The following is a 22,442-nucleotide window of genomic DNA, read 5'->3' as shown; positions in this document are numbered from 1 at the left end:
CGGGAGATGGTGGGTGTCGGCCGTGCTCACAGGCCTTCCACCTCGGCGCTTCCGGCGGAGGCGGGGAGCTGGTTGAGTACCTCCAGGTAGGAGCTGGCGTCGAGCGCGACCGGTTCCAACAGGGCGGCCTGCTCGGCGTCGCGGGCGGACTTCGACAGGCTGGATGCGACGGGGTCGGCGGTGAAGGTGAGGTTCTTCCAAGCGGAATCGATGACCTCGGTTGGGAGGGCCTTGTCGGTGAGCTTCTCGATGCCGGTGTTGGTGAGGGTTCGGGCAGCCGCGGGGTCGGTCTCGATGGCGTCGAGGGCAGCGAGGTGACCGCGGAGGAAGGCGGCGACCACGTCTGGATGGTCCTCGAGGAACGCGGTGCGAACCACGATGTGGGTCGTCACGAACTGTCCATCGGGCCACAGGTCGGCCTCGTCGACCAGAACGGTTCCGTTGCCTTCCTGGACGAGCCGCGAAACCCATGGCTCGGGGACCCAGGCGCCGTCGATGTCGCCGGCCTTGAAGGCGGCGAAGCCAGTACCGATTCCTTTGCCGCACGGCCCTGGCGAAGCCTGGAAACCGGCCGTCGCCTTCGCTGCTACTAGACAGGGAGAACTGCGTCAGCGGTAGCGGTTGAAGCCGAGGCGCTCGAGTGCCATCGGGGTGAGCATCTCGGGTGTCCACGGTGGGTCCCACACCAGCTCCACCTGAACGTCGTGGTCAGGCATCGCAAGCCGCACCGCCGCCTCGGCCTCTGCCGGGAGCTGCTCGGAAACCGGGCAGCCAGGGGTGGTGAGGGTCATGATCACCTTGACCGAGGTCTCGTCGGCGATCACGTCGTAGACCAGGCCCAGCGCCACGATGTCGAGACCCAGTTCGGGGTCCCACACCTTGGAGAGGGCGCCGTATGCCTTCTCGTCTGGGGTCTGTTCAGTCCAGTCCGATACGGGGGGTCTGATCATTTCGGATCACCTCGACAACGAGAAGGTGGAGCAGGAGACGGGTGGCGCTGACGTCATGATGCCGGGCGGGTCGCGACCATTGGGTGAACTTCGGGCACGGTCACGGCGGAGCGGTGGGCGCGGATTGCGCGACGCGGACCATGGACCAGGTTGGCGGTCACGATCAGCCCGGTGAGCGAGATCAGCAAACCACCGACAGAAACCACCGCAGCGGATCTGATGAGCACTCCGACCATGACGGCATCGAACCCGGCGGTGGCGGCGATGAGGCTGACCTGTGCTGTCCGATGGTGGAAGAGGTCGCCGAACATGAGCGGCCGACCCGTTGGCCCGGTGGCGATGCCGCGGGACCGCAACACGGTGTAGCCGATGAACGGAACGATCTTGTGGGCATGGCCTATGACCGCGAGTGACAGCCATGCAGCCAGGGCTGTCACCTCGGCGACCACCAGGGTGGAGCGGGTGGTGTAGTCCACGTCGGCGACCGCGGCGGTGGCGGCCAAGCCAACGCCGATGACGGCGAAGGCGGCCGAAGTGAACAGGTAGCCGTGTAGCAGCTCCAGGGCCCGTCTTCGGTGACGCACCGCCGTGTAGAGCGAGGTGAGGTGGAAGCCGATGCCGGCCGCAGCTGCCAGTCCGCCCAGCCATCCCAGGATGGGTACGGCGAAGAGGAGCCCGGTGGCCAAGATCGGGGTGCCAGCGGCGAGCAGGCCCACGGCCCAGGCACCAGCTCGGGCCCGGGGTCGGTGGGCCAGAAGGAACATCGGCCAGAGCTTCTCGGCCACGGCCACGTAGGTGAGCCCGAGCCAGCCCAGCAGGCCGAGGTGGGCGTGAGCCAGCACCCGGTTGGGGAGTAGCGGGAACCATCCGGTCTGGCGGTTGAAGGCGTAGACCACACCGAAGGCGACCGTGACCATCAGATAGCCGACGGACAGACGTAGACCGTTTAGCGGTACGCCACCGTCGCGAGCCGACAGCGGTCCGGACAGGTTCCAGGCGGCCAGTGCCACGGTTAGGGCACCGATGACCCCGCCTGTGGCCACCAACGCTTCGGGGCCGTGGGCGAACCCGCTCGGGATCAGCCACCCGGTGATGGCCATGCCCACCAGGGTGAAGCGGGCGGCCGGGATCGATCGCAGTGGTCGGCGGCCGACGACCGGAGCGAACTGGTGGATTGCCCCGAGCACCGCGGTGGTGAGGAATGCGAGCATGCCCACGTGCACGGCGGCGAGGGCGCCGGGGTGCGACGGCGTGCTCACGAGTCGGTCGGCAGCCAGACCGCCAGCGACTCCGAAGGCCCAAAGTCCCAGCCCCGACAGGGCCAGGAACCCCAACGGAATGGAGGGAGGTGGTGTCGTACCCCTGGCACCGGGCATGAACGGTGCGGCCAGGGGTGGTGTCGGCCTGTGTTGGGTGGTCGGTGCGGCCACGGGACCTCACTTGGTTATTTCTCTACCGTGAGCTAGAAGAATATCACCCCGCGGTTGGTGCGGTAGAGGAGGAAGTCATGAACCAGATGGTGGATGCTCGACCAACGTTGGCCGCTGGCGGCGAACCGTTCAACGAGATCATGGAGGCCGCTGGCCTGGTCGAGGTCGGCGAGGAGCTGGTGGTCTACGCCCCGTTCGAGCCGGTTCCCCTGGAGGGCGTGCTGGGTGAACAGGGCTTCACCTATGTGGCCGACGAGCTCGAGGGCGGTGACTGGAAGGTCACGTTTTCTCGAATGTGAACGGGGCCTGACCCAGGGTCCTAGGGACGGGCGGTCACTTGGGTGGTGTTATCGACACGCTGTCTCTATGATGGGGACATGACGTCGACAACTTGGAGAAGCGATGTTCCTCGCCCTTCGTGATCTTCGGCGGGGCGCCCGGCGCTTCGTCCTTCTCGGGGTGGTGATCGCGCTGGTCGGTCTCCTCTCCACCGTCCTTTCCGGTCTGGCCACCGGCCTGGTGACAGATGGGATCTCGGGTCTGCGGGCCCTACCCCTTCAGCGCCTGGCTCTCCAGGACGGATCCGAAGCGACGTTCAGTCGATCCACCCTTCGAGACGAGCAGCTGGCTGCATTCCGCTCCGTTCCCGGCGCGGAGGTCACCCCCCTCGGCGCCAGCTTCGCCAACGCTGCATCCACCGACGGTGGACCGAGCCTGGACCTCGCCTTGTTCGGTGTCTCAGCCGACAGTTTCCTGGTCGAACGAGACGACGCCCGAGCCGCCCTGGCCGGCCCGCCCGGGCTGGTGCTGGCCAGCGAACTGGAGGAAGAAGGGGTCGAGGTTGGAGACCGCTACACCTTGGGTGGGTCCAACGTGGAGCTCCCCGTTCTCGGGTTCACCTTCGCTGGCACCTACGGACACGCCCCCATCGGGTTCGTCTCCCTCGAGACCTGGCAGCAGATCCAGTTCGGAGCCACACCGGAAGGTCGCTTCTCGGCGGTGGCCATCAAGGGCGGCTCGTCGTCCGACTTGGAGAAGGTGGCCACCGAGCACGACCTGACCCTGCTCACCAAGTCCCAGGCCTACGCCGGTTCACCGGGCTACACCGCCGAAACCACCACGATGACCCTCATCCGGGTGTTCCTGTTGGTCATATCTGCTCTGGTGATCGGTGCCTTCTTCACGGTCCTCACCGTGCAACGAACCCGCCAGATCGGTCTCCTCAAGGCCATGGGAGCCAGCAACTCATACATCGTCAGGGACAGCGTCGGTCAGATGACGATCCTGGTGGTGATGGCCACCGGGGCCGGTGTGGCTCTGGGATCGATGATCGTCGCCTTCTTGAGCAGCGGCGCCGCCCCAGTCGAGTTGTCGCCATCGGCGGTGGCCACCGTCGCCCTGTCCTTGATCGTCTCGGGAATCCTGGGGAGCCTCGTCGCCCTGCGACGGATCACCCAGGTCGAACCAGCTATTGCCCTGGGGGTTGAATCGTGAGCACCGATGCTCTCATTGCCAACGAAGTCGTCGTCTCCTACGTCGATGGCCCCGATCGACGGGTAGTCCTGGACCGGTTGGACCTGTCGTTGGCGTCCGGCGAGATGGTGGTCGTCAGCGGAGAATCTGGCGCCGGCAAATCCACCCTGCTCACCGTGGTCGGCCTGCTGCGTCGACCCGACTCCGGGGAGGTCACCGTGGCCGGAACCGCGTCGGGCGGGTTGAACGACCGACGACGCACGACGCTGCGTCGAGACCACATCTCCTTCGTCTACCAGTCGGCCAACCTTCTGCCATCGCTGACCGCGGTAGAGCAGCTCCAACTGGTCGGCCACCTCAGAGGCGAGCGACCCTCCGCCACCCGGGACCGGGCCATGGACCTACTGGCCGAGCTGGGCATCGAGAACCGCGCCAACCAGCTACCAGCTCAGCTCTCGGGCGGTGAGCGCCAGCGGGTTGGCATCGCTCGGGCCCTGATGGCGGCGCCCACGGTCCTCATCGCCGATGAACCCACGGCGTCCTTGGACCCAGAGCGGGCGGCCAGCGTGGCTGCGATCCTGGCCGAAGCGGCTCACGGCCACGGCATCGCCACATTGGTGGTGGCCCACGACGCCGCCGCTCTCCGCCACGCCGATCGCCACCTTCGACTCCAAGGAGGTCGCCTCGATCCGGTTGAGCCGGACTCATCACCGAGTGGCGCTGGCCCTCTTTCTGGTGAGAGCACACCCGTGACAGGCTGACATGGTGCCTCGGATCAAGGCCGACAACATCGCCGACCACGTGGCCCAACAACGGGCCGCGGTGCTCGACGCCGCCGTACGCCTGTTCATAGAGCGGGGTTACGGAGAGGTCGGGCTGGCCGACATCGCGGCCGAGGTGGGACTGGCCCGCAACTCCATCTACCGCTACGTGCCCGACAAGGCCCACCTTCTAGTGGAGTGGTTCCAGGCCACCATCCCCCGGATCATCGAGTCCTGGGAGGCATCGGTGGCTGGTGATGATCCCCCTGAGCTGAAGCTCGAACGATGGGCTCGGACCTACCTCTCCTGGGCTCGGAGTCCAGAGCACCAGCTCGTGTCGCCGCTCACCGATGCTCTGGCCGGGTTGGATGACGCCACCAGGGCCGACGTGGCCCAGCTCCACCGATCAATGATGGACGTGGTGGCCCGCGTGGTGGCAGAGGCCGGTACCCCTGCCGACCAGGTTCAGGGAAGCGTCGACCTGCTGGCCGGTCTGGTGTTGGGAGCGGCCCGAGCCGAGTCGGCGTCGGGGGCTGAGGACCCAGCGGTTCGTCGCCGACTCGATGCCGCCGTGGCCGCCGTGATCACGGCATAGGACCGGACTTATCCGCTCGGGTCCTTAGCGGGGATCGAGTCGCAGTTCCCCGGGCACGAGCCGGTACGGCTCGGTAGGTTGGCGCCGTCGACGCCACCCCAGGAGGTAGGCATGACCGCAGTCCAGACCGACAAGCTCCGCAACGTCGTACTGGTGGGCCACGGCGGGTCGGGCAAGACCACCCTGGCCGAAGTGGCGTTGCACGTGGCCGGAGCCACCTCCCGCGTCGGGCGGGTGGAGGATGGAACCACGGTCAGCGACTTCGACCCTGCCGAGAAGACCAGGGGTTCGTCGCTTTCGCTGGCGGTCCTCCCCTTCGAGTGGAAGGGCCACAAGGTCAATCTGATCGACACGCCCGGCGAGCCCGACTTCGTCGGCGAGGTGCACGCTGCCATGCGCGTCGCCGACATGGCGGTATTCGTGGTGTCGGCGGTGGCAGGCGTGGAGGTGGGGACCGAAGCGGCGTGGCGCCAGGCCGTGGAACTCGACCTACCCCGGATGGTCTTCATCAACAAGCTGGACCGCGAGCGCGCCGATTTCACCGCCACGCTCGATGACCTGCGGAACCGTTTCGGGGCCGGAGTAGCCCCTCTGGAACTCCCGGTCGGAGAGGAACACGGGTTCCGAGGGGTGGCAGACCTCCTCTCGGACACGGCATGGATCTACGACGCCGGCGTCGCCACCCACACCGAGGTGCCCGACGACATGGCCGACCTCGAGCACCAGGTCCACGACAACCTGGTCGAGGGGATCGTGGTCGCCGACGAGGCACTGATGGCTCGGTACCTCGATGGAGACATCCCCTCCATCGAGGAACTGGAGCGGACCATGGCGCTTGGAGTCGATGACGCCACCGTGTTCCCGGTGGTGTGCGGGTCGGCGCTGAAGGAGATAGGCATCGATCGCCTCCTCGACTTCATCTGTGAGATCGGGCCGTCGCCCCTGGATCGTCCCCCCGTCGAGGTCGAGGCCGGAGGAACCGTGGTCGGGGTGTCTCCGGACCCCGCCGCAGATCCGTTGGTGTTCGTGTTCAAGACGTTGGCCGATCAGTTCGTAGGACACGTCAACGTGTTTCGAGTTCTCTCGGGCACGGTGCGGGCCGACGATCACCTGGTGAACTCGCGTTCGGGCACAGATGAACGCCTCCACGGACTGTTCAACCTGCGCGGGTCCGAGCATCAGGTGGTCTCCGACGTGGTGGCCGGTGACATTGCGGCGGTTGCCAAGTTGGCGGGCACCACCACCGGCGACACGTTGAGCGTCAAGGGTCGACCGGTTCGGGTCCAAGGGTTCGACCCACCTCAGCCGTCGTTGGGAATCGGGATCAGCGCCCGAACCCAAGCCGACGAAGACAAGATGGCCGAAGCGCTCCACCGGCTCCTCGACGAGGACCCCGCCCTAGCCGTGCTTCGACGGTCAGATACCAACCAGACCGTCCTGTACGGGATCGGCGAAGCCCACCTGTCGTTGGCGCTCGACCGACTGGAGAACCGCTTCGGGGTTCACGTCGACATCGAGCCGGTGCGGATCGGCTACAGGGAGACGATCTCGGGTGAGGCCGCGGTGGAGGGTCGGCACAAGAAGCAGTCCGGCGGTCACGGCCAGTTCGGCGTGTGCAACGTGGTGGCTCGTCCGCTGGAGCGTGGCGGCGGCTTCCGTTTCGTCGACCGAATCGTGGGTGGCGCAATCTCGAGGGGGTACATCCCTGCCGTCGAGAAGGGCATCGAGGAGGCCATGGCCACCGGCGGCTGCTACGGGTTTCCGGTGGTGGACCTGGAGATCGAACTGGTGGACGGCAAAGAGCACTCCGTCGACTCATCGGAGATGGCGTTCAAGACCGCAGGCCGCCTCGCCCTTCGGGCCGCGCTGGATCAGGCCGGTTCGACCGTCCTGGAACCGATCGACCGGGTGAACGTGGTGATGCCCACCGACTTGCAGGGCGAGGTCCTCGGTGACCTCAACGCCAGGCGGGGCCGGGTGCAGAGCACCGATGCGCGGCCTGATGGCGATCATGAGATCGTGGCGCTGGTCCCGGCCGCGGAGATGACCCGCTATGCCGTGGACCTCCGGGCCATCACCGGCGGCCGTGGTCGCTTCACCGCGACCCACGATCACTACGACCTGTTGCCCGCCAACCTCCTCGGTCAGGTCACCACCTCGGTCTAATCCTGGATCCGCCGAAAGGCTGAGCCTTCCGGCGGCGTTCGGTGGCCTTCTTACGCTTGGTCGCTGGGACGAGGGTGGATGACGGCAGAGGCGCGGACCTTGCGGTCTACCTCGAGCCAGACCCGCATCATTCCGCCTGCCACCATGGTCACCACCTCGACATCGTCACCAGGGTCTATCCCGGCGCGGTACTCGACCTGCGCTCGGCGAGCCTTCAGATGGTGGCGGGCCAACTCCTCCACTACTGGCTCCCACGTGGCGGCGTTGTTGACGTGGTTCATAGGGTCCAGATCGGTCACCCGCAGGGGCCACGGCCTTCGTTCCAACGAGGCGGGCGGATCTCCGTGGGTCAGCGATGCACCCACCTTGCGATCTCCGGTGAAGTCGGCGTAGAGATCCAAGAACGCCGGATCCAACCTGGTGGGGCGACCGGTGGTCCCGTCGATGCGGATCCACAGCGACATGGCCTCGATGCGAGCACCTTCGCTGCCGGTGATGCTGGTGCGTCGTTCCGCCCAACGTGAGCCCAGACCGCCGCAGAACGTGACCAGCTCCAGGTCCTCATCCCCGACCGCGGGCGTGACTACGTCGATGGTTGTCCGACGCACTACCCACGGGCCGGTTCGTCCCGTCCCGCTCGCCAGGGTGTCGTCGTGGCTCAGGTCCTGGAGGTATCGGGCCGTGCCGTCGAGTCGAAGCCGGCCTCCAGTGTCCACGTCTCCCCACCGGACCCGCTGGCGCCCGGCGTAGGAGCGTCCTCCGGCTGGCGCCGGCAGAGGTGCGGGCAGTTCGGGCCCGATGTCTGATGATGATGGGAGCACGACCTAGACGGTAGGTGGGACCGTTCAGCTCCGGCGACGCCGGCCGGTGCCCCGTCTCAGCACCGATCCTCCACCGGTAAGGAGCAGGCCGGTGACCACCAGGCCCACGACTCCCAACCCGGTGCGGGCAAGGGCGTTGCCGCCGTAGGTGTAGCCCGGGTCTCGGTCCTGTGGGGTCGGGTTGGGCGTGCTGGTAGCGGGCACGGCGGTGGACGGCGGGGTCGAGGGAATCGTGGTCGAACCAGGCTCGAGGGTGGTGGAGGTGGACACCGTCGAGGACGACCCGGGCCGGGTTGTCGTTGTCGTTGTCGTGGTCTCGGGGTCCGGCGGGAGGACCGGTCCCGCTCCCGGGTAGCCCACGCTGCGCTTGGTCCAATCGCACACGCCCTCGGGATGGATCTCCTCCAACCGGGCCTGCTGGTCGGCGGTCGGTTCCCATTCGCCGTAGTCGCCATCGTCGATGGCCTGGGCCACCGACTTGGTGTGGCACTTGTAGACATCGTTGGTGATGGGCCCACCGGCCACCACCCGAGAAGTGGAGTGCATCGGGAACGCTGCCGAGCACTCACCTACTGGTACCCCGTCGACTTGGGTAGGGGCGGTGTCCGTCCAGGCTCCGGCGCCAGTGGTCACGAGCTCTACCGCGCCGCTCCACACGTCGTCCCCTCGGGCGATCTCGGTGCCGTCGGTGTTCCAACAACGGTCAACCGCCTCTTCGGGACGATTGGCGGCCACGCCGGCCGACGGGTTCGACACGATGTTGAGCACCCATTGGTCCATGACCCGGAACCCCTCGTCGTGGAGGGCGTCGGTGGCCTCATCGCTCTCCTCGGGTCGGGCATCGAGGAACCAGATGACCTGGTTGTCGGCGTCGCCTTGGGCTCGACGGATCCGTTCACGGATCACGAACGACTGGTGCACGTTGTGCATGTCGAGCTGGTCTTCGAGGTAGTGACGGGCGTCGATGATCGGGATCTCGCGCGCCATCTTTCCGTCGAACACCAAACCGCTGGAGAAGGCAGCGGTGATGGCCGCCACGTCGGCGGAACGGCGAGGTGCCGGGGTGTCGTCGTCGGGGGCCAGGTTCATCTGCCGTGACGAGTACTGGTCGAGTTCGTCTCCCTGGCACAGACCGATCATGGATGCGAACACCCCAAGGTCGTCGCCGACCATGGCTTTGACCATTCCACAGCTCTCGGGAACGTTGTCTTCGGGCTCCTTCCACGATCCGATGTTGGCGTTGAGGTCCAAGAACTCCTCTGGGGTGAGGGTGCCGTCGGCCACCGCTCTCAGCCCATATTGGATGCCGACGTTGTCCCATGGCACCCGGGCGAACCCGCTGGCTGGGTCGACTCCGTAGACCTCCTCCACGTCGGCCCAGTGGGTCCACTGAACCCATTGGGCCGGGTCTTCGTGGGTTCGCAGCAGCCGCCCCAGATCGGGGAAGTCATCGGGGTAGACGGGCTGACCAGCGCCGAGCTTGGCCAGGAGCTCACCGAGGTAGGGCATGATCGCCTCGTCCATGCCGGTGGCTAGGCCGAACGTCGGGTTCATGGCCAAGGGGGTGGCTCCCCGCCAGCCTTCGATGCACTCGCTGCTTCCGGTGTCGCCGGTGCGGGCCTGCCAATCCGAGGTGAAGCCTTCGATGGTGTTCTGGCCTTGGATGATCTTGCGGTTGTCCCAGTTCTGCCACCGGGGATTGTCGGCATCGGTCACATCCATGTACCGCTCGAGCAGTTCGCAGTCACCCACGTTGATGGTCTGGGTGGTCATGTCGGGATAGGAGTACTGGGGGATGGCGGCGTCGAGCAGCCCGGGGTGGTTCTGGCCGTACACGTACTGCTGGATCCCTCCGCCCGATCCTCCGATGCCGACCGTGTACAGCGGCGCGCCGTGGTCGGCCACGAACCTGGCTTTGAGCTCCACTGCGGTACGACCGCCGAGCATGAGGTTGTAGTGGTTCGAGGTCCGGGTTCCGCTGGAGTACACCACGGCATGGCCGAGGCGAAGAGCTTCGTGCATGAGAGAGGCGCCGGTGCTCAGATCACCCTGACTGTGCCCGATGCCCACTCCGCCACCGAAGTTGTAGAGGAGGCGCCCGTTCCAGTGGTCGTGGTTCCACGTGTGGCCCGAGCCGGTGGCCTGATACTCCGAGAAGGGCACGAGCATGGCGATGCTGTAGATGAACCTGGTTCCGGGCAGGGTGCCGCGCTGGTAACGGATCAGGTATGGGATCTGGTCGGCGCCATCGGTGTTCATCCGGTCGGCACCGATCATGTTCGTCACGGTCAACATGGCGATATCGCTGGGCAGCTCGGCGGACCCGGGGGCGAGGATCTTCGTCTGACCTCCGGTGGTGCGGTAGCGGTACTGGACCACCTCTTCCACCTGGCAGCGTTCGCTCCAGCCCAGCGGGTCCTTGGTTCGATCGGGCGCTCCTGCGCCGTCGAGGGGGTACACCGGGGTGCCCCGCTTCTCCTGGTTGTCCACCGTTGGTTGGCCGAGATCGTTGTACTCAGTGGTGCACAGGAACGGGGTCTGCGCTCCAGCCGCAGCCCCTTGCGCCGAGGCCAGCACGGCCCTAACCGTGGGCGAGAAGGTCGGGAGAGAATCGAGAGCGGTGGCAATCGTCGAGGACGGTCCGGCCCCAGCCGCAAGGGGAGCCACTACGGCACCGGTCGCCACTGCGACGGCCAGGGCCGCGGCCAGACGGCGTCGACGTGGAATGGAAATTCGAGTGCTGGACACCTCGGTCCCCTTTCAGATACCCGATCGGGCAGGGTAGGGGAACCCGGTTCGGCGTGCCGGCAACATCCAGCACGGGCTCCGTCGTGACCCCGACAGCCTGGTACCCCCCACCCCTCCCTTTCGGTATCGGTGGCGACCGGGACAGGTCCGCTTCTTTGTCACACCCCCTCGGTACGGTCGATGCATGGTCCGCTTCATCCACACCGCCGACTGGCAGCTCGGAATGACCAGGCACTATCTGGGTGGCGACGCCCAGCCGCGCTTCTCCGCGGCCCGGATCGACGTGATCCGCTCTATCGGGGCCTTGGCGCTAGACCAAGGCTGCCCGTTCGTGGTCGTGTGCGGAGACGTGTTCGAGACGAACCACGTCGAGCGCCAGGTGGTGGTGAGAGCCCTGGACGCCATGGCCGCCACACCGCAGATCACGTTCTACCTACTGCCCGGAAACCACGACCCGCTCGACGCGTCGTCGGTATTCCGGTCTCAGACCTTCGTCTCCCATCGCCCCGCCAACGTGGTGGTGCTCGAGTCGACCGACCTGATCTCGCCGGTTCCTGGTGTTGAATTGGTGCCCGCGCCTTGGACCTCCAAGCGGCCGCTCACAGACCTGGTGGGTGGAGCAGTAGCAGACCTGGTTCCTGGCGATACCCGGCGGATCGTGGTGGGCCATGGCGCGTTGGACGTGCTCTCACCGGACGACACCAATCCAGCGCTGGTGGCCCTTGCGGGCGTGGAAGCCGCCCTGGCCGACGGCCGGATCCACTACCTAGCTCTGGGAGACCGCCACTCGGCTACCTCGGTCGGCCGTACCGGATGCGTGCGGTACTCGGGGGCGCCCGAACCCACCGACTTCCGTGAGGTGGACCCGGGCCAGGTGCTGGTGGTGGAGCTCGACGAGAGCGGACGGGTAGCGGTAGAGGCACATCGCGTGGGCACGTGGCACTTCGTTCGTCACGAGGCCAACCTCACCGGGCACAGCGATGTCGACCTGTTGGATTCCTTCCTGGACACCCTGGCAGACAAGGCCCGCACCATTGTGAGGTTGTCATTGGTCGGTCAGCTGTCGCTCACCGAGAAGGCCAGGCTCGACTCCGTTCTGGCCCATCACGGCGATCTGTTCGCTTCCCTTCAGGGTTGGGAGCGACGCATCGACCTGCTGGTGCTCCCCGACGACACCGACCTCGACTCCCTCGGTCTGTCTGGGTTTGCTCTAGACGCCCTAGCTGATCTTCAAGCCTTGGCGGCACCACCGGGTGAGTCGGTGGTGGCTCAAGACGCCATGGCCCTATTGGCACGGCTCGCAGGGGTGGCATCGTGAGGATCAACCGACTCACCCTGCGGAACTTCCGCGGCGTCACCTCGGCCGAGGTCACCTTCCCTTCCGAGGGCGTGACCATCATCGAAGGAGACAACGAGGCGGGCAAGAGCTCGCTGGCCGAAGCACTGACCATGGTGCTGGAGGTTCGTGACGACAGCCGCAAGCAGGGCGTGATGGCGGTCAAGCCGGTGCACCGAGACGCGGGTCCCGAGGTAGAGGTGGATCTCTCCACCGGGCCCTACCGGATCGAGTATTCCAAGCGATGGCTTCGCAAGCCTGAGACCACGCTCACGGTGATCGAACCGGTGAGAGAGCAGCTGACCGGTCGGGAAGCTCACGAACGGGTCCTGACCATCCTGGGCGAGACCCTCGACGGTGACCTGTGGCGTGCCCTGCGGTTGGAGCAGGGCGCCGACCTCGACCAGGTCGACTTCGGTGTCCCCTCACTGGGGCGGGCATTGGACCTGGCGGCTGGAGGTGGAGACGAGGACCACCATCACGACGGGTTGTGGGAACGGATCGTGGCGGAGCGGAACAGCTATTGGACCGCCTCGGGACAACCGAGCTCCGAACGGAAACGATTGGCCGAACGGGTCGCTGGGGCCGAGGCCCGTGTCTCCAGCCTCCAGTCCGAACTGCGCGAACTGGACTCTCAGACCGACGAGATGGTTCGACTGGAGAAGGAGGCCACTGAGCTGGCCGGCCGGCAGGTCGAACTGGAGCGGGCAGTGGTCGAATACGAGGGTCGTCTGGTTGCCGTGGAGGAGCTCCGCCGCTTCGTCGGCCACATCGAGTCCCGTCGAGATGGCGTGGCTGCCGATCACCGACATTGGCTCCAACTCAGTGAGATCAGAGACGGACTCATCTCGGCCGAGCTCGAGCAGGTTCGCAGACTGGATCGAGCCGAGGAAGAGCTGGTCCAGGTCGAACCGGCCCGGTCGGCCGCCCGGGCCGCGGTCGACTCGGGTGAAGGTGATCGGGACTCCCTCCAGTCGGCGCTCAAGAGGGCAGAGGCCGTCCATGACCTATCGGTGGCCGACACCGATTTCAGACGCCAACAGATCGAGGTCGAGCAGTTCGTCGAGCGTCGTGATCGCGTGCGCAGAAACCAAGCGGCGCTGGAATCGGCCGAGGCTGTCCTCGAAGCCAACTGTGTCGACGCGGCTGTTCTGGATCGGATCGAGTCGGCCCATCTCGACTTCGTGAGGGCCGAGGCCGCGGCTGCGGGGGGAGCGGTGCGCCTCACCGTCACCGCTCTTAGCGGTATCGAGGTGGTGGCGCCTGAGTCCGCCGTCGCCTTGAGCGCTGGTGAAAGCCATCTGCTGGCCGTGGCCACCAACACCCAACTGAGCATTCCCGGCGTAGTGCAGGTAGACGTGGAGGTCGGCCAAGAAGCCCAGACCCTGCACGAGGGTCAGCTCCGAGCCGCGCAGGAGCTGGCCCGGCTGTGCCGGGAACACGGCGTGGCCAACTTGGATCAGGCCCGGGCCGCAGCCAACGCCCGAGCCGACGCCGAGCGGATTCGAAGCCGCGCTGTCGAGCAGATCCGAGACGACCTTCGAGACCTCACCTTGGAGGCGCTGGAGCGCAAGATCTCCCGCCATGCCGAACGGATAGCCAGCTACGCCGCCGAGCGTGGCCCAGAGCCGGCCCTTCCCGAGGACCTGGACTCCGCTCAAGAGATCAGGGAGCAGGCGGAGAGGGCCGCGAGCGAACTGCGGACCCAACTCGCCGCCGTCGAGGCCGAACTGGCTGCCGCCAACCTGGTCTTGAAGGAAGCAGATGTGACCAGTGCCGGGCTGGACGCGCAGGTCAACGCCGAGCGCGCCGCCCTGGAACGAGTCCGTGCCGGACTGGCCCAGGCCCGGCTGGATCAGCCCGACCTGGCCATCGCGGCCGGGTTGGTGGCGGCCGCCAACGATCTAGCTGCGGTCGATGGCGAGTTGTCCGACGGCCGGGCTCGCCTGGCCCGAGAGGACGCCGAAACCCTCGATCAGCTGGTCGACAACGCCCGGTCTGCCCAACTTCGTGGCACCAATGCCATCACCACCAATCAGCGAGCCCGAGACAGCCTGGCCGCGGTGTTGGCCAGCCGAGGTGAACAGGGACTAGCCCACAACCTGGACCTGGCGTTGACCGAGCGTGACCACCTGCGGCTGGAGCTCGAACGCCTGGAAGCCAGGGCCGCCGCCGCACTCTTGTTGCACGACACGTTCGCCGTTCGACGTGCGGCGGCCCGTGCTCGCTACCAGGCCCCGTTCCGGGAGCGGATCGAGCAACTCGGTCGGCTGGTCTTCGGGCCCAGCCTCGAGGTCACCCTCGATGACGACCTGAAGATCCAGACCCGAACGCTCGACGGGATCACCGTCGGCTACCAGCAGCTCAGCACCGGAGCACGCGAGCAACTCGGCGTCCTGTCCCGGCTGGCCTGCGCCATGATCGTCTCGGGAGACGGTGGGGCGCCGGTGATCTTCGACGACACCTTGGGATGGACCGACCCTGGACGCCTCACCCAGATGGCATCCGCCATCGCTCTGGCCAGTCGTCAGTGCCAGGTGGTGGTCCTCACCTGCAGCCCGGGCCGCTTCGCTGGGATTGGCGATGCCCACGTCGTGCGCCTTCCCACCCGCGGTGCTGTGTCCGGGGACGAACCCGCGATCGTCGCCCCTGGGCCTGGTGTCAGCACGCCATGGGCTGCGGGCCAATGATCGAGAGCGCGTCCCACCTCGAGCGCACCCGCCCGGCGATCGGTGCCGGTCACAGTTCCCCCTGAGACTCGGGTCAGTGGCGTCGCCCGGCCCTGGAGAGCGCAGGTGCTGCATGACCAAAACGACCCCACGGGACCGCCGTGGCGCTAGCCCTCAGCGAATGTCGGTGGGAGGCCAGCAGTAGCGGTGAGGCTGACGATCGCCTCGCTGGTCTGACGAGGCGTCATCGACGAAGTAGCTGACCGTATCCAAGGCAATCTCGGCCCAGCGGATGGCTTGCCGGGTCCCTCGGCCCAAGCTGCCGAACGCCATGGGGGTGACCGGGCGACGCGCTCCAGTCCCCTGGCTCAGCTGAGACTGGAGGACATCTCGTTCGTAGGCCGCCCACCGTTGACGGCCGGTGACGTAGTCGGGGCGGTCCCGGTAGGCCACCACCACCAGAGAACCTCCGAACATCCTCATGCGGGACTCACCGTCTACGCAGGGCAACGAGGTGCTCGTGTTGGTGTTCACCTGCATGAATCCTTTGCGACGAAGGGTCCGCAGGTCTCGGAAGGTGTCCTCGGTGACCGAGGCGGCGTAGGAGTCGAAGGGGTTCACCCCAACGATGTCCAGGTAGCTCCGGATCAGCTCCTGGGGTGTTCCTGGCAGGTAGGGAAACGGTGACGGGACCGGTGGCCGGCTTTGGCTGTCAGGGTGTACCGCTTGAGCGATGGCATGCCAGTTGAGGACCTCGACGTGCACGCCGGCCGGAGCGCCGACCGGCAGACTCATGGGGGCGGCTCCGGCCAGCGCATCGCGGCTGTGATCTCCCAGGCTCGGGTGGCCGAACACGGCCGCACCGGTGACGTTGATGGCGGTGTAGCCGGCCGAATCATCGCCGCCGTCACGATCGGCGGTGGCGATGATTCGGGCGATTCCGAGGCAGTGTTCGGGGCCGAGCCCAGCCGAAGCCAACATCGTGATGGCGAGGTCCTCGTCCAAGACCGATTGTTCGCCCGATGACCGAGCCACCCAGGCGAAATTGCCGGGTAGAAACGTGAACCCGGGATTTGATGCTGGAGGCAACGGCTCGCTGGCGGCGTGAACCACATCCCATTCGATGTATCGGTTCTTGGACCGCCCCATACCGTGGCCGATGTGGTCGGGAACGGGGTACAGACCGAAGACCAGCTCGGGCCGAGCAGCCAGGCCACTGCTGGTCAGGTGCGCGGCCACGTCGTCGATCTGGGTGGAAGCCCTGGTTGCTATTCGGGTGAACGTCACCGGAAACCGGGATGGGGCAAGGTACGGGGCGCGTGCCTCCTGGCGGCGCTGCCACTCTTCTTGCGGGCGGGTAGCCGGGTCGACGGGCAGACCGCTCGACGGCGTCGGGGTGGGTGGCTCGCCACCGCCTGGGCCAGTGGCCTTCCACGAGGCCTTCATGTAGGCCGCCAACCCACCGGTGGCCAAGGCCTGATTGGTGGCCTCAGCAATCTCACGGGGATCGGCGCCATAGACGTGAAGGCCAGCAGGACCGTGCAGGGCGCGCGCCGCCATCTGGGAGTCGTAGATGGCATCGAGCTGACGCTGACCCGCGGCCACCTCGGCCAGGGCCGCCTCGTAGGCCTCCCGCTGTTCGGGCGGTAGCGCCGCCAGCTGCTCCTCGGTCAGAGGGGTGGGGGCAAACCCGGCGGCCATCTGCTTACCCAGGTTCTTGAGGTTCTTGAAGATCGCCAATATCCCGCTCCTGAGACGCAAACCCCGGCACCGCGTGGCTCCCGAGCCTACGAGCGAGCGTCAACGGGTTCCATGCCGTGCTTGTGGGTCGGTCCGCCTATGGGCACTCCTCCTTGGCTCGCCTGGACCCAGCGGGCGCCTCGGGCCCTCGGGCGACGGCACTGCCTGCTGACGGGGCCTCTTGGGTACCTCCGCAGGGGGAGGGATGCACGGTTGGGCACCGGTACCGTGTCGGTATCGGGTGCTCGACGACTCGAGCCCACAGGAGGGAACCATGACCAGCTCCACCCAGGTCGAGGTGTTTGCCGACGTTTTGTGCCCGTTCACCCATGTCGGGTTGCGCCGTCTGGTCGAGCGGCGGGAGTCGCTGGGTCGTACCGACGTGGGTCTTTGGGTGAGGTCCTGGCCGTTGGAGGTCGTGAACGGCCATCCTCTGGACGCCGCCTTCATTGCCGAAGAGGTGCTGGAGATCCGCGAACAGGTGGCGCCCGACCTCTTCGCAGGTTTCGACCCCGAGGCGTGGCCCGCCACGGCCATCCCTGCGCTGGCTCTGGCGGTAGCGGCCTACCGGGTGTCGCCGATCACCGGGGAAGCCGTGAGCCTTGAGCTCCGCCATCGATTGTTCGAGCTAGGAGAGGACATCTCCGATGCCGATGTTCTGGCCGAGGTTTCGGGCGCGTACGGAGTGGAGACCTCCGATGACGACGTGATCGGAGTCCACCGAGAACACGCGGAGGGGGTTGAGCGCAAGGTGACGGGCTCACCTCACTTCTTCACCGCCCACCAGTCGTTCTTCTGTCCTGTGTTGAAGGTCGGACGCGACGAGGACGGCGCGCTGCGAGTGAGGCCCGACCATGAAGGTTTCGATCAGTTCATGGAAGCCTGCTTCGGCATCTGAAACGTGCCGAGGTCATGGGGCCGCGCGGTTCGTCAGCGAGATCGCACGCTCGCCGATAGCGTGCGCCTTGTGTCCCCCAACGATCTGGTCGTGATCGAGGAGATCAAGCGTCTTCGCTACCGCTACGCGCGGTTCTTGGACCAGAAGGATTGGGCGGGCCTGGAGTCCTGTTTCGCCGCTCACGCCACCGCCTCGTTCGCAGGTGGCGCCTACACCTTTTCGCACAGGTCCGACATCCTGCGGTTCATCCAGGACACCGCTGGCCTGCCCACGGTGCTGGGGAGTCACCATTTCCACCATCCTGAGATAGACCTGCTGGCCGATGACGAAGCCACCGCAACCTGGGCGATGGCCGACAGGGTGCTGCTGACCGACCTCGACTTGGTGCTCGAAGGAGCGGCCTACATAGAGGACCGTTACGAACGGATCGACGGACGCTGGGTCATCGCTGCCACCGCGTACCGCCGGATCTACGAGGTGCTCTACCCGCCGTCGTCGGTCACCGGCTACCAGGTGACTGCAGACTGGTGGTCGACCGGCGGTCGGTCGAATCTGAATCTGGACTGACCTCGGTCTGTCGGTAGCTGACCGATACCGTGCGGGAATGACCCGGTTCGGCGTACACCTCGGCCTTCAGAACTGCCAGCCCGATGACCTGCGGACAGCGTGGCGTCGCATCGAGGAGATGGGGTTCCACTGGATCTCGGTGTGGGACCACTTCTATGGCGCCACCGGAGACCCCGCCGACGCCGAATGCCTGGAGGCGGTGACCATGCACACCGCCTTGGCCTTGGACACCACCAGGGTCGAAGTCGGGTGTCTCGTCTACTCGGTGGGGTATCGCCATCCCGCCGTGCTGGCCAAAGCGGTCACCGCTATCGACTTGTTGTCGGGTGGGCGAGCCGCCATCGGGCTGGGGGGTGGCTGGGCCGAGGTCGAGTACTCCGCCTACGGAATCCCGTTCCCCGCGGCGGGGGAGCGCCTCGATCAACTATCGGAGGCGGCCGCCTGCGTGCGGGGTCTGCTCCGCGACGAGGTCACCAACTTCGAGGGCGCCCATTTCAGGATGGTTGACGCCCGCAACGAGCCCCGGCCCGCCCAACGTGCCATTCCGGTGTGGATTGGGGGAGCCGGGGAGAAGAAGACCCTCCGAGTAGCGGCCCGCTATGCCGACGGGTGGAACATCCCCTTCGTGTCACCCGAGACCTTCGCCCACAAGGCCGCGGTTCTCGACGCCCATTGTGAGGCTGTGGGGCGACCGGCATCGGCCCTACGGCGGGCGATCAACCTGGGACTGGCCTGGGATGACGACAGCCTGAACGCCCAGTTCGGTGCCATCGCCGAGTTCGTCCGGCCGGGAGTCCTGGGCGGATCAGACCAGGAGGTCGTGGATCGGATCGGTACCTACGTGGATGCCGGTGCCGATCAGGTGAACCTGGCCATCCGTGCTCCCTTCGACCTCGACGCCCTGGAACGCTTCGCAGGCGCGCTCGGCTTGAGCTGAAGTGATGGCGTCACCGTCCCCGAGCCGTCACGTGGCCCTTTTGCGGGGGATCAACGTCGGTGGCCGCAACCCGGTACCGATGGCAGATCTCCGAGCCGCTGTCGAGGAAGCGGGATTCGACCGGGTCGTTACCTACATCCAATCCGGCAACGTGGTGTTCGACGGTCATGGCTCCATCGAGGAACTGGAACGACGGGTCTCTGCCTGTGTGGCCGAACGGTTCGGACTCTCGTTGGTAGTAGTCGTCCGATCCTGCGATCAGGTGAGGCGCGTTGTTGCTGAGGCTCCGGGCGGCTTCGGTACGCGCCCGGACACCTTTCATAGCGATGTCGTGTACCTCAAATCCCCACTCACCAGCTCCGAAGCGATGGCGGTGGTGAAATGCCGGGACGGGGTGGACGAGGCGTGGCCTGGAGACGGCGTCGTCTACTTCCAGCGCCTCAGTGCGCGCCGGGCCCAGAGCCACATGTCGAAGATCATCGGCACCCCGCCTTACCAGCAGATGACCATCCGCAACTGGGCCACCACCACCAAACTCCTAGCCCTCCTGGACACCTGAGTCGGTCCATCCGAATCGAACGCCCCGCTCCGTCGTCAAGATGGGAAGGACGCCACGGAGATGGCCCGCACCCGATCCAGAGACCGGCCGGCGTGCCGGTCTTCATCCGGCTCGAAACAACCAGTGCAGAGCGTCAAGGCGTCAGCGCGGCGGAGGGAGCGACGGCTGGGCCGATCCAGCGGTGCAGGTAGCGGCGGAGTTGCCGGGCCGAGCGTGGTGGTGTGCCCGGATCGACGATGAAGGATTGGAGCGTACGGAGCATGAGCTCGACGAGCTCGTTGAGCTCCTCGTCGCGGTAGCTGGCGGCGGACCAGTCGACGGGGAGCCGTTCGAGGATCGACCGACCGAGGGCCAGCGCCGTAGGGGACGTGATCTCCTGGGTGGGCCCACCGGCGGTCGCGAGCAGTAGAGCGAGGTCGGGGCGTTGCTGCATTTGCTCGTACGTGTAGGCGATGCCTTCGACGACGGCGTCGGCCGGGTCGGTGGTGCGGCGCAAATGCCGGGCAATGTCATCGAGAAAGGCGTCGATACCGTCGCTGACTGAAGCGGTGAGCAGCGCCTGGCTGCTGGGGTAGTAGCGGTAGACGGTTTGGCGGGTGACCGAGAGCTGGTCGGCGACCTCGGAGATGCTCGGGGCCTGTGTCGGGCGCATCTCCAGAAGTTCCTTGGCCGCGGCGAGGATTCGCGCTCGCGCCTCGTCGTCGTTCTCGGGGAGGTTGCCTCCCCAGCCGTGACGCCTCATCCGCTCAAACTATCGCAATGCCAATCCGACAGGACAGAGTTTGAGAGTGTATGGTCTAGGTCTTGCTGACGAAGGCGCTGGGGGAACGAGCGTGACTATCACCGACCATCACCGTGCCGCATTGCTCGATCGCTCTTTGACCGAGCGTGCGTTGAGGGCAGTGCTCGAGGGCACCACCGACCTCGCCCCCGAGGTACTACGGGTCCCGCTCGGCTACTACCGCGACCCGGCGCACCTCGAACGTGAGCTGGCGATGCTGCGCACGGTTCCGCTCGCGATCGTTCCATCTGTCCAGGTCCCGACGCAGAACGACTTCGTTGTCCGCGAGGTGCTCGGAACCTCGTTGCTCATCACCCGTGACGGCGAGGGGGCCGCGCATGTGTTGTTGAACTATTGCCGTCACCGCGGCGCCCGCCCCGCCCAGGGGTGCGGGAACGCTCGCCGGCACACCTGCCCCTACCACGCATGGACCTACGACCCGGCGGGCACTCTCGTCGGTCTGCCCGGGGCCGAAGGCTTCACCGACATCGAAACCGCTGACCATGGCCTGGTCGAGCTCCCGTCCGAGGAACGTCACGGCTTCATCTGGGCATCGCTTACCAAGGGAAGCCCGATCGATGTGGCTGAACATCTCGGCCCACTCGATCCCGAGCTCGAAGCGTGGAACTACGGCCACTATGGCTATCTCACCGAACGCCAGTTCACCTCAGGCGTGAACTGGAAAGGAGCGCTCGAAGCGTTCGCCGAGGGCTACCACTTCCCCTATGTCCACGGCCAGAGCGTGATCGGCCAGAACACCGTCGCCAACACCAGCATCCACGACCCGTTCGGATGCCACCATCGCCTCGGGTTCCCATTCAACTGGATCACCGCGCTCGCCGACGACCCCGCCGGCTCATGGGACCCCACGGACCAGATGGGTGTCATCTACTGGATCTACCCGAACCTGATCCTCGCCAACAGCCCCGTCGGCGTCGAGATCATCGATATCCTCCCGGTCGCAGAACCCACGGCCTGCAGCGTGCGCCACAGCTGGATGGCCCGCTTCCCGGCGACCACCGACGAGGAGCAGGCCAGCTATCACGCCATCTACGACCAGGTTCACGCCGCGGTGCGCGACGAGGACTTCACCATGCTGCCCTCATGCGGCGACGGAGTCCGAAACGCCCAGCACGACCACATGCTGATCGGTCGTAACGAGATCGGCGTCCAGCACATGATCCGCACCCTCGCAGCCACCATCAACCTCGACCTCCCATGACAAGCAACCGACCTAGTTCGTTGGCGCGGGGCCAGTTCATGATCCGATCGCGGCGTTTACGGACCAAGATTCGAGATTTGGACTTCATCCTCGTGATTCCAAGTTTCACGCGCGAAAGCTGGCTTCATTGCGGTAGAACGCAAGTCATGCCGTCGTGAGGACCTCGCCGGTCGGGTCGGTGAAGGCGTTCTCTGGCTACGACGCCCGCTTTGACATTCTCTAGATCGTCCGTGGAGTTGCCCGCTGGTTGCACGCCTCCCCCAGTCTCAACCGGCTCGTTCGAACGCCTCCGCAAGCCATTCGACGACTTCGTCGTCGATCTCGTCGGGACCATGCACATCTAAGTGGTGCATCCAATGGCGCTCGGCGGGGTGTACGACCTCTTTGAACCGGCCAGAGCGAACCTCTCGGCCGAGCGCGATGGACAACACGACCTCTGCATCGGAGTGTTGCAGGTACTGGCCCGGTAGCCACAGGTAGGCGAACCCTCGCTTGCGTCGGAACGCGATCTGGCTCTTCGTCGTGCGCATGTCGAACGAGCCGAGCGCACCGAGGCGGGCGTAGACCTCTTCGTAGACCGAGAGAGCGACCGGATGCCCCTCCAGGAAGGCTGCTGGATCCACCCCATGGAGCGTGGCACACGTCGCGTCGATCCGGCGGAGTAGTTGATCTCCTCGGCGGTGATGGCCTGGTAGCGCTCGTCGTTCGAGATGAGGAGCACCGATCGGGCCCGGGCCACGCCGGCGACGAGCTGGTCGCGGACGGTCGTGGTCACCACGCGGACGAGGC

The 22,442-nt window shown here is 66.3% G+C and carries 20 protein-coding genes; 12 read left to right on the top strand and 8 right to left on the bottom strand.

Going from position 1 to position 22,442, the window contains the following annotated elements:
- Positions 1–26: 26 nt before the first annotated feature.
- The 3 genes from IPG97_05440 to IPG97_05430 form a co-directional block, all read right to left on the bottom strand.
- The gene (locus IPG97_05440) at positions 27–533 is read right to left on the bottom strand and encodes an ABC transporter substrate-binding protein (protein MBK6856003.1); all 507 of its coding nucleotides are present in this window, start codon (positions 531–533) and stop codon (positions 27–29) included.
- 75 nt (positions 534–608) lie between these two features.
- Positions 609–950 carry a metal-sulfur cluster assembly factor gene (locus tag IPG97_05435; GenBank protein MBK6856002.1) on the bottom strand — a complete coding sequence of 114 codons (342 nt, stop codon included), beginning with the start codon at positions 948–950 and terminating at the stop codon, positions 609–611.
- A gap of 53 nt (positions 951–1,003) precedes the next feature.
- Positions 1,004–2,380 (bottom strand): hypothetical protein, encoded by a 1,377-nt coding sequence (locus IPG97_05430; protein MBK6856001.1) that lies wholly within the window; start codon positions 2,378–2,380, stop codon positions 1,004–1,006.
- Positions 2,381–2,457: 77 nt separating this feature from the next.
- Here IPG97_05430 and IPG97_05425 point away from each other — a divergent pair, with 77 nt between their 5' ends.
- The 5 genes from IPG97_05425 (at position 2,458) to IPG97_05405 (ending at position 7,375) form a co-directional block, all read left to right on the top strand.
- Positions 2,458–2,679 carry a DUF2249 domain-containing protein gene (locus tag IPG97_05425; GenBank protein ID MBK6856000.1) on the top strand — a complete coding sequence of 74 codons (222 nt, stop codon included), beginning with the start codon at positions 2,458–2,460 and terminating at the stop codon, positions 2,677–2,679.
- A gap of 103 nt (positions 2,680–2,782) precedes the next feature.
- Positions 2,783–3,874 (top strand): ABC transporter permease, encoded by a 1,092-nt coding sequence (locus IPG97_05420; protein ID MBK6855999.1) that lies wholly within the window; start codon positions 2,783–2,785, stop codon positions 3,872–3,874.
- Positions 3,871–4,614: an ABC transporter ATP-binding protein gene (locus IPG97_05415; GenBank protein ID MBK6855998.1), complete on the top strand. Its 744-nt coding sequence runs from the start codon at positions 3,871–3,873 to the stop codon at positions 4,612–4,614. Before IPG97_05420 ends, IPG97_05415 begins: the two co-directional genes overlap by 4 nt.
- Positions 4,615–4,618: 4 nt before the next feature.
- Positions 4,619–5,209: a TetR/AcrR family transcriptional regulator gene (locus tag IPG97_05410; protein ID MBK6855997.1), complete on the top strand. Its 591-nt coding sequence runs from the start codon at positions 4,619–4,621 to the stop codon at positions 5,207–5,209.
- Positions 5,210–5,320: 111 nt separating this feature from the next.
- Positions 5,321–7,375, top strand: a complete 2,055-nt coding sequence (locus IPG97_05405) for an elongation factor G (GenBank protein ID MBK6855996.1) — start codon at positions 5,321–5,323, stop codon at positions 7,373–7,375.
- A 50-nt stretch (positions 7,376–7,425) separates the two neighbouring features.
- Here IPG97_05405 and IPG97_05400 read toward each other — a convergent pair whose 3' ends face one another.
- Together IPG97_05400 and IPG97_05395 are read right to left on the bottom strand one after the other, a co-directional pair.
- Entirely contained in the window at positions 7,426–8,196 is a 771-nt protein-coding gene (locus tag IPG97_05400) for a hypothetical protein (protein MBK6855995.1), read from the bottom strand.
- 24 nt (positions 8,197–8,220) lie between these two features.
- Positions 8,221–10,944: a hypothetical protein gene (locus IPG97_05395; protein ID MBK6855994.1), complete on the bottom strand. Its 2,724-nt coding sequence runs from the start codon at positions 10,942–10,944 to the stop codon at positions 8,221–8,223.
- Positions 10,945–11,128: 184 nt separating this feature from the next.
- Between IPG97_05395 and IPG97_05390 the strand changes: the two genes are divergently transcribed.
- Both IPG97_05390 and IPG97_05385 read left to right on the top strand, forming a co-directional pair.
- On the top strand, positions 11,129–12,262 hold the full coding sequence (locus IPG97_05390) for a metallophosphoesterase (GenBank protein ID MBK6855993.1): 1,134 nt from the start codon (positions 11,129–11,131) through the stop codon (positions 12,260–12,262).
- The gene (locus IPG97_05385; GenBank protein MBK6855992.1) at positions 12,259–14,970 is read left to right on the top strand and encodes an AAA family ATPase; all 2,712 of its coding nucleotides are present in this window, start codon (positions 12,259–12,261) and stop codon (positions 14,968–14,970) included. The genes IPG97_05390 and IPG97_05385 overlap by 4 nt, the downstream gene beginning before the upstream one ends.
- 153 nt (positions 14,971–15,123) lie before the next feature.
- On the opposite strand, the gene IPG97_05380 is transcribed toward IPG97_05385, so the two are convergent.
- Positions 15,124–16,689 (bottom strand): hypothetical protein, encoded by a 1,566-nt coding sequence (locus IPG97_05380; protein ID MBK6855991.1) that lies wholly within the window; start codon positions 16,687–16,689, stop codon positions 15,124–15,126.
- Between the two features lie 274 nt (positions 16,690–16,963).
- Between IPG97_05380 and IPG97_05375 the strand changes: the two genes are divergently transcribed.
- The 4 genes from IPG97_05375 to IPG97_05360 all read left to right on the top strand — a co-directional run bounded on the left by IPG97_05375 (position 16,964) and on the right by IPG97_05360 (position 19,650).
- Entirely contained in the window at positions 16,964–17,587 is a 624-nt protein-coding gene (locus tag IPG97_05375) for a DsbA family protein (GenBank protein ID MBK6855990.1), read from the top strand.
- Positions 17,588–17,656: 69 nt separating this feature from the next.
- Positions 17,657–18,154, top strand: coding sequence for a nuclear transport factor 2 family protein (locus IPG97_05370; GenBank protein MBK6855989.1), 498 nt, complete (start codon positions 17,657–17,659; stop codon positions 18,152–18,154).
- A 37-nt stretch (positions 18,155–18,191) separates the two neighbouring features.
- On the top strand, positions 18,192–19,091 hold the full coding sequence (locus IPG97_05365; protein MBK6855988.1) for a TIGR03560 family F420-dependent LLM class oxidoreductase: 900 nt from the start codon (positions 18,192–18,194) through the stop codon (positions 19,089–19,091).
- Positions 19,092–19,095: 4 nt separating this feature from the next.
- Positions 19,096–19,650, top strand: a complete 555-nt coding sequence (locus IPG97_05360; GenBank protein MBK6855987.1) for a DUF1697 domain-containing protein — start codon at positions 19,096–19,098, stop codon at positions 19,648–19,650.
- 133 nt (positions 19,651–19,783) lie between these two features.
- Here the strand turns inward: IPG97_05360 and IPG97_05355 are convergent, their stop codons facing one another.
- Positions 19,784–20,392 (bottom strand): TetR/AcrR family transcriptional regulator, encoded by a 609-nt coding sequence (locus IPG97_05355; GenBank protein ID MBK6855986.1) that lies wholly within the window; start codon positions 20,390–20,392, stop codon positions 19,784–19,786.
- 97 nt (positions 20,393–20,489) lie between these two features.
- On the opposite strand from IPG97_05355, the gene IPG97_05350 reads away from it, so the two are divergent.
- Positions 20,490–21,653: an aromatic ring-hydroxylating dioxygenase subunit alpha gene (locus tag IPG97_05350; GenBank protein MBK6855985.1), complete on the top strand. Its 1,164-nt coding sequence runs from the start codon at positions 20,490–20,492 to the stop codon at positions 21,651–21,653.
- A 266-nt stretch (positions 21,654–21,919) separates the two neighbouring features.
- Here IPG97_05350 and IPG97_05345 read toward each other — a convergent pair whose 3' ends face one another.
- Positions 21,920–22,183 (bottom strand): hypothetical protein, encoded by a 264-nt coding sequence (locus tag IPG97_05345; protein ID MBK6855984.1) that lies wholly within the window; start codon positions 22,181–22,183, stop codon positions 21,920–21,922.
- Between the last annotated feature and the right edge of the window lie 259 nt (positions 22,184–22,442).

It is taken from the genome of Microthrixaceae bacterium (assembly GCA_016702505.1).
Taxonomy (GTDB): Bacteria; Actinomycetota; Acidimicrobiia; order Acidimicrobiales; family Iamiaceae; genus Aquihabitans.
The sequence above is the reverse complement of the archived record's forward strand: the minus strand, read 5'-3'. Positions and strand labels throughout refer to the sequence as shown.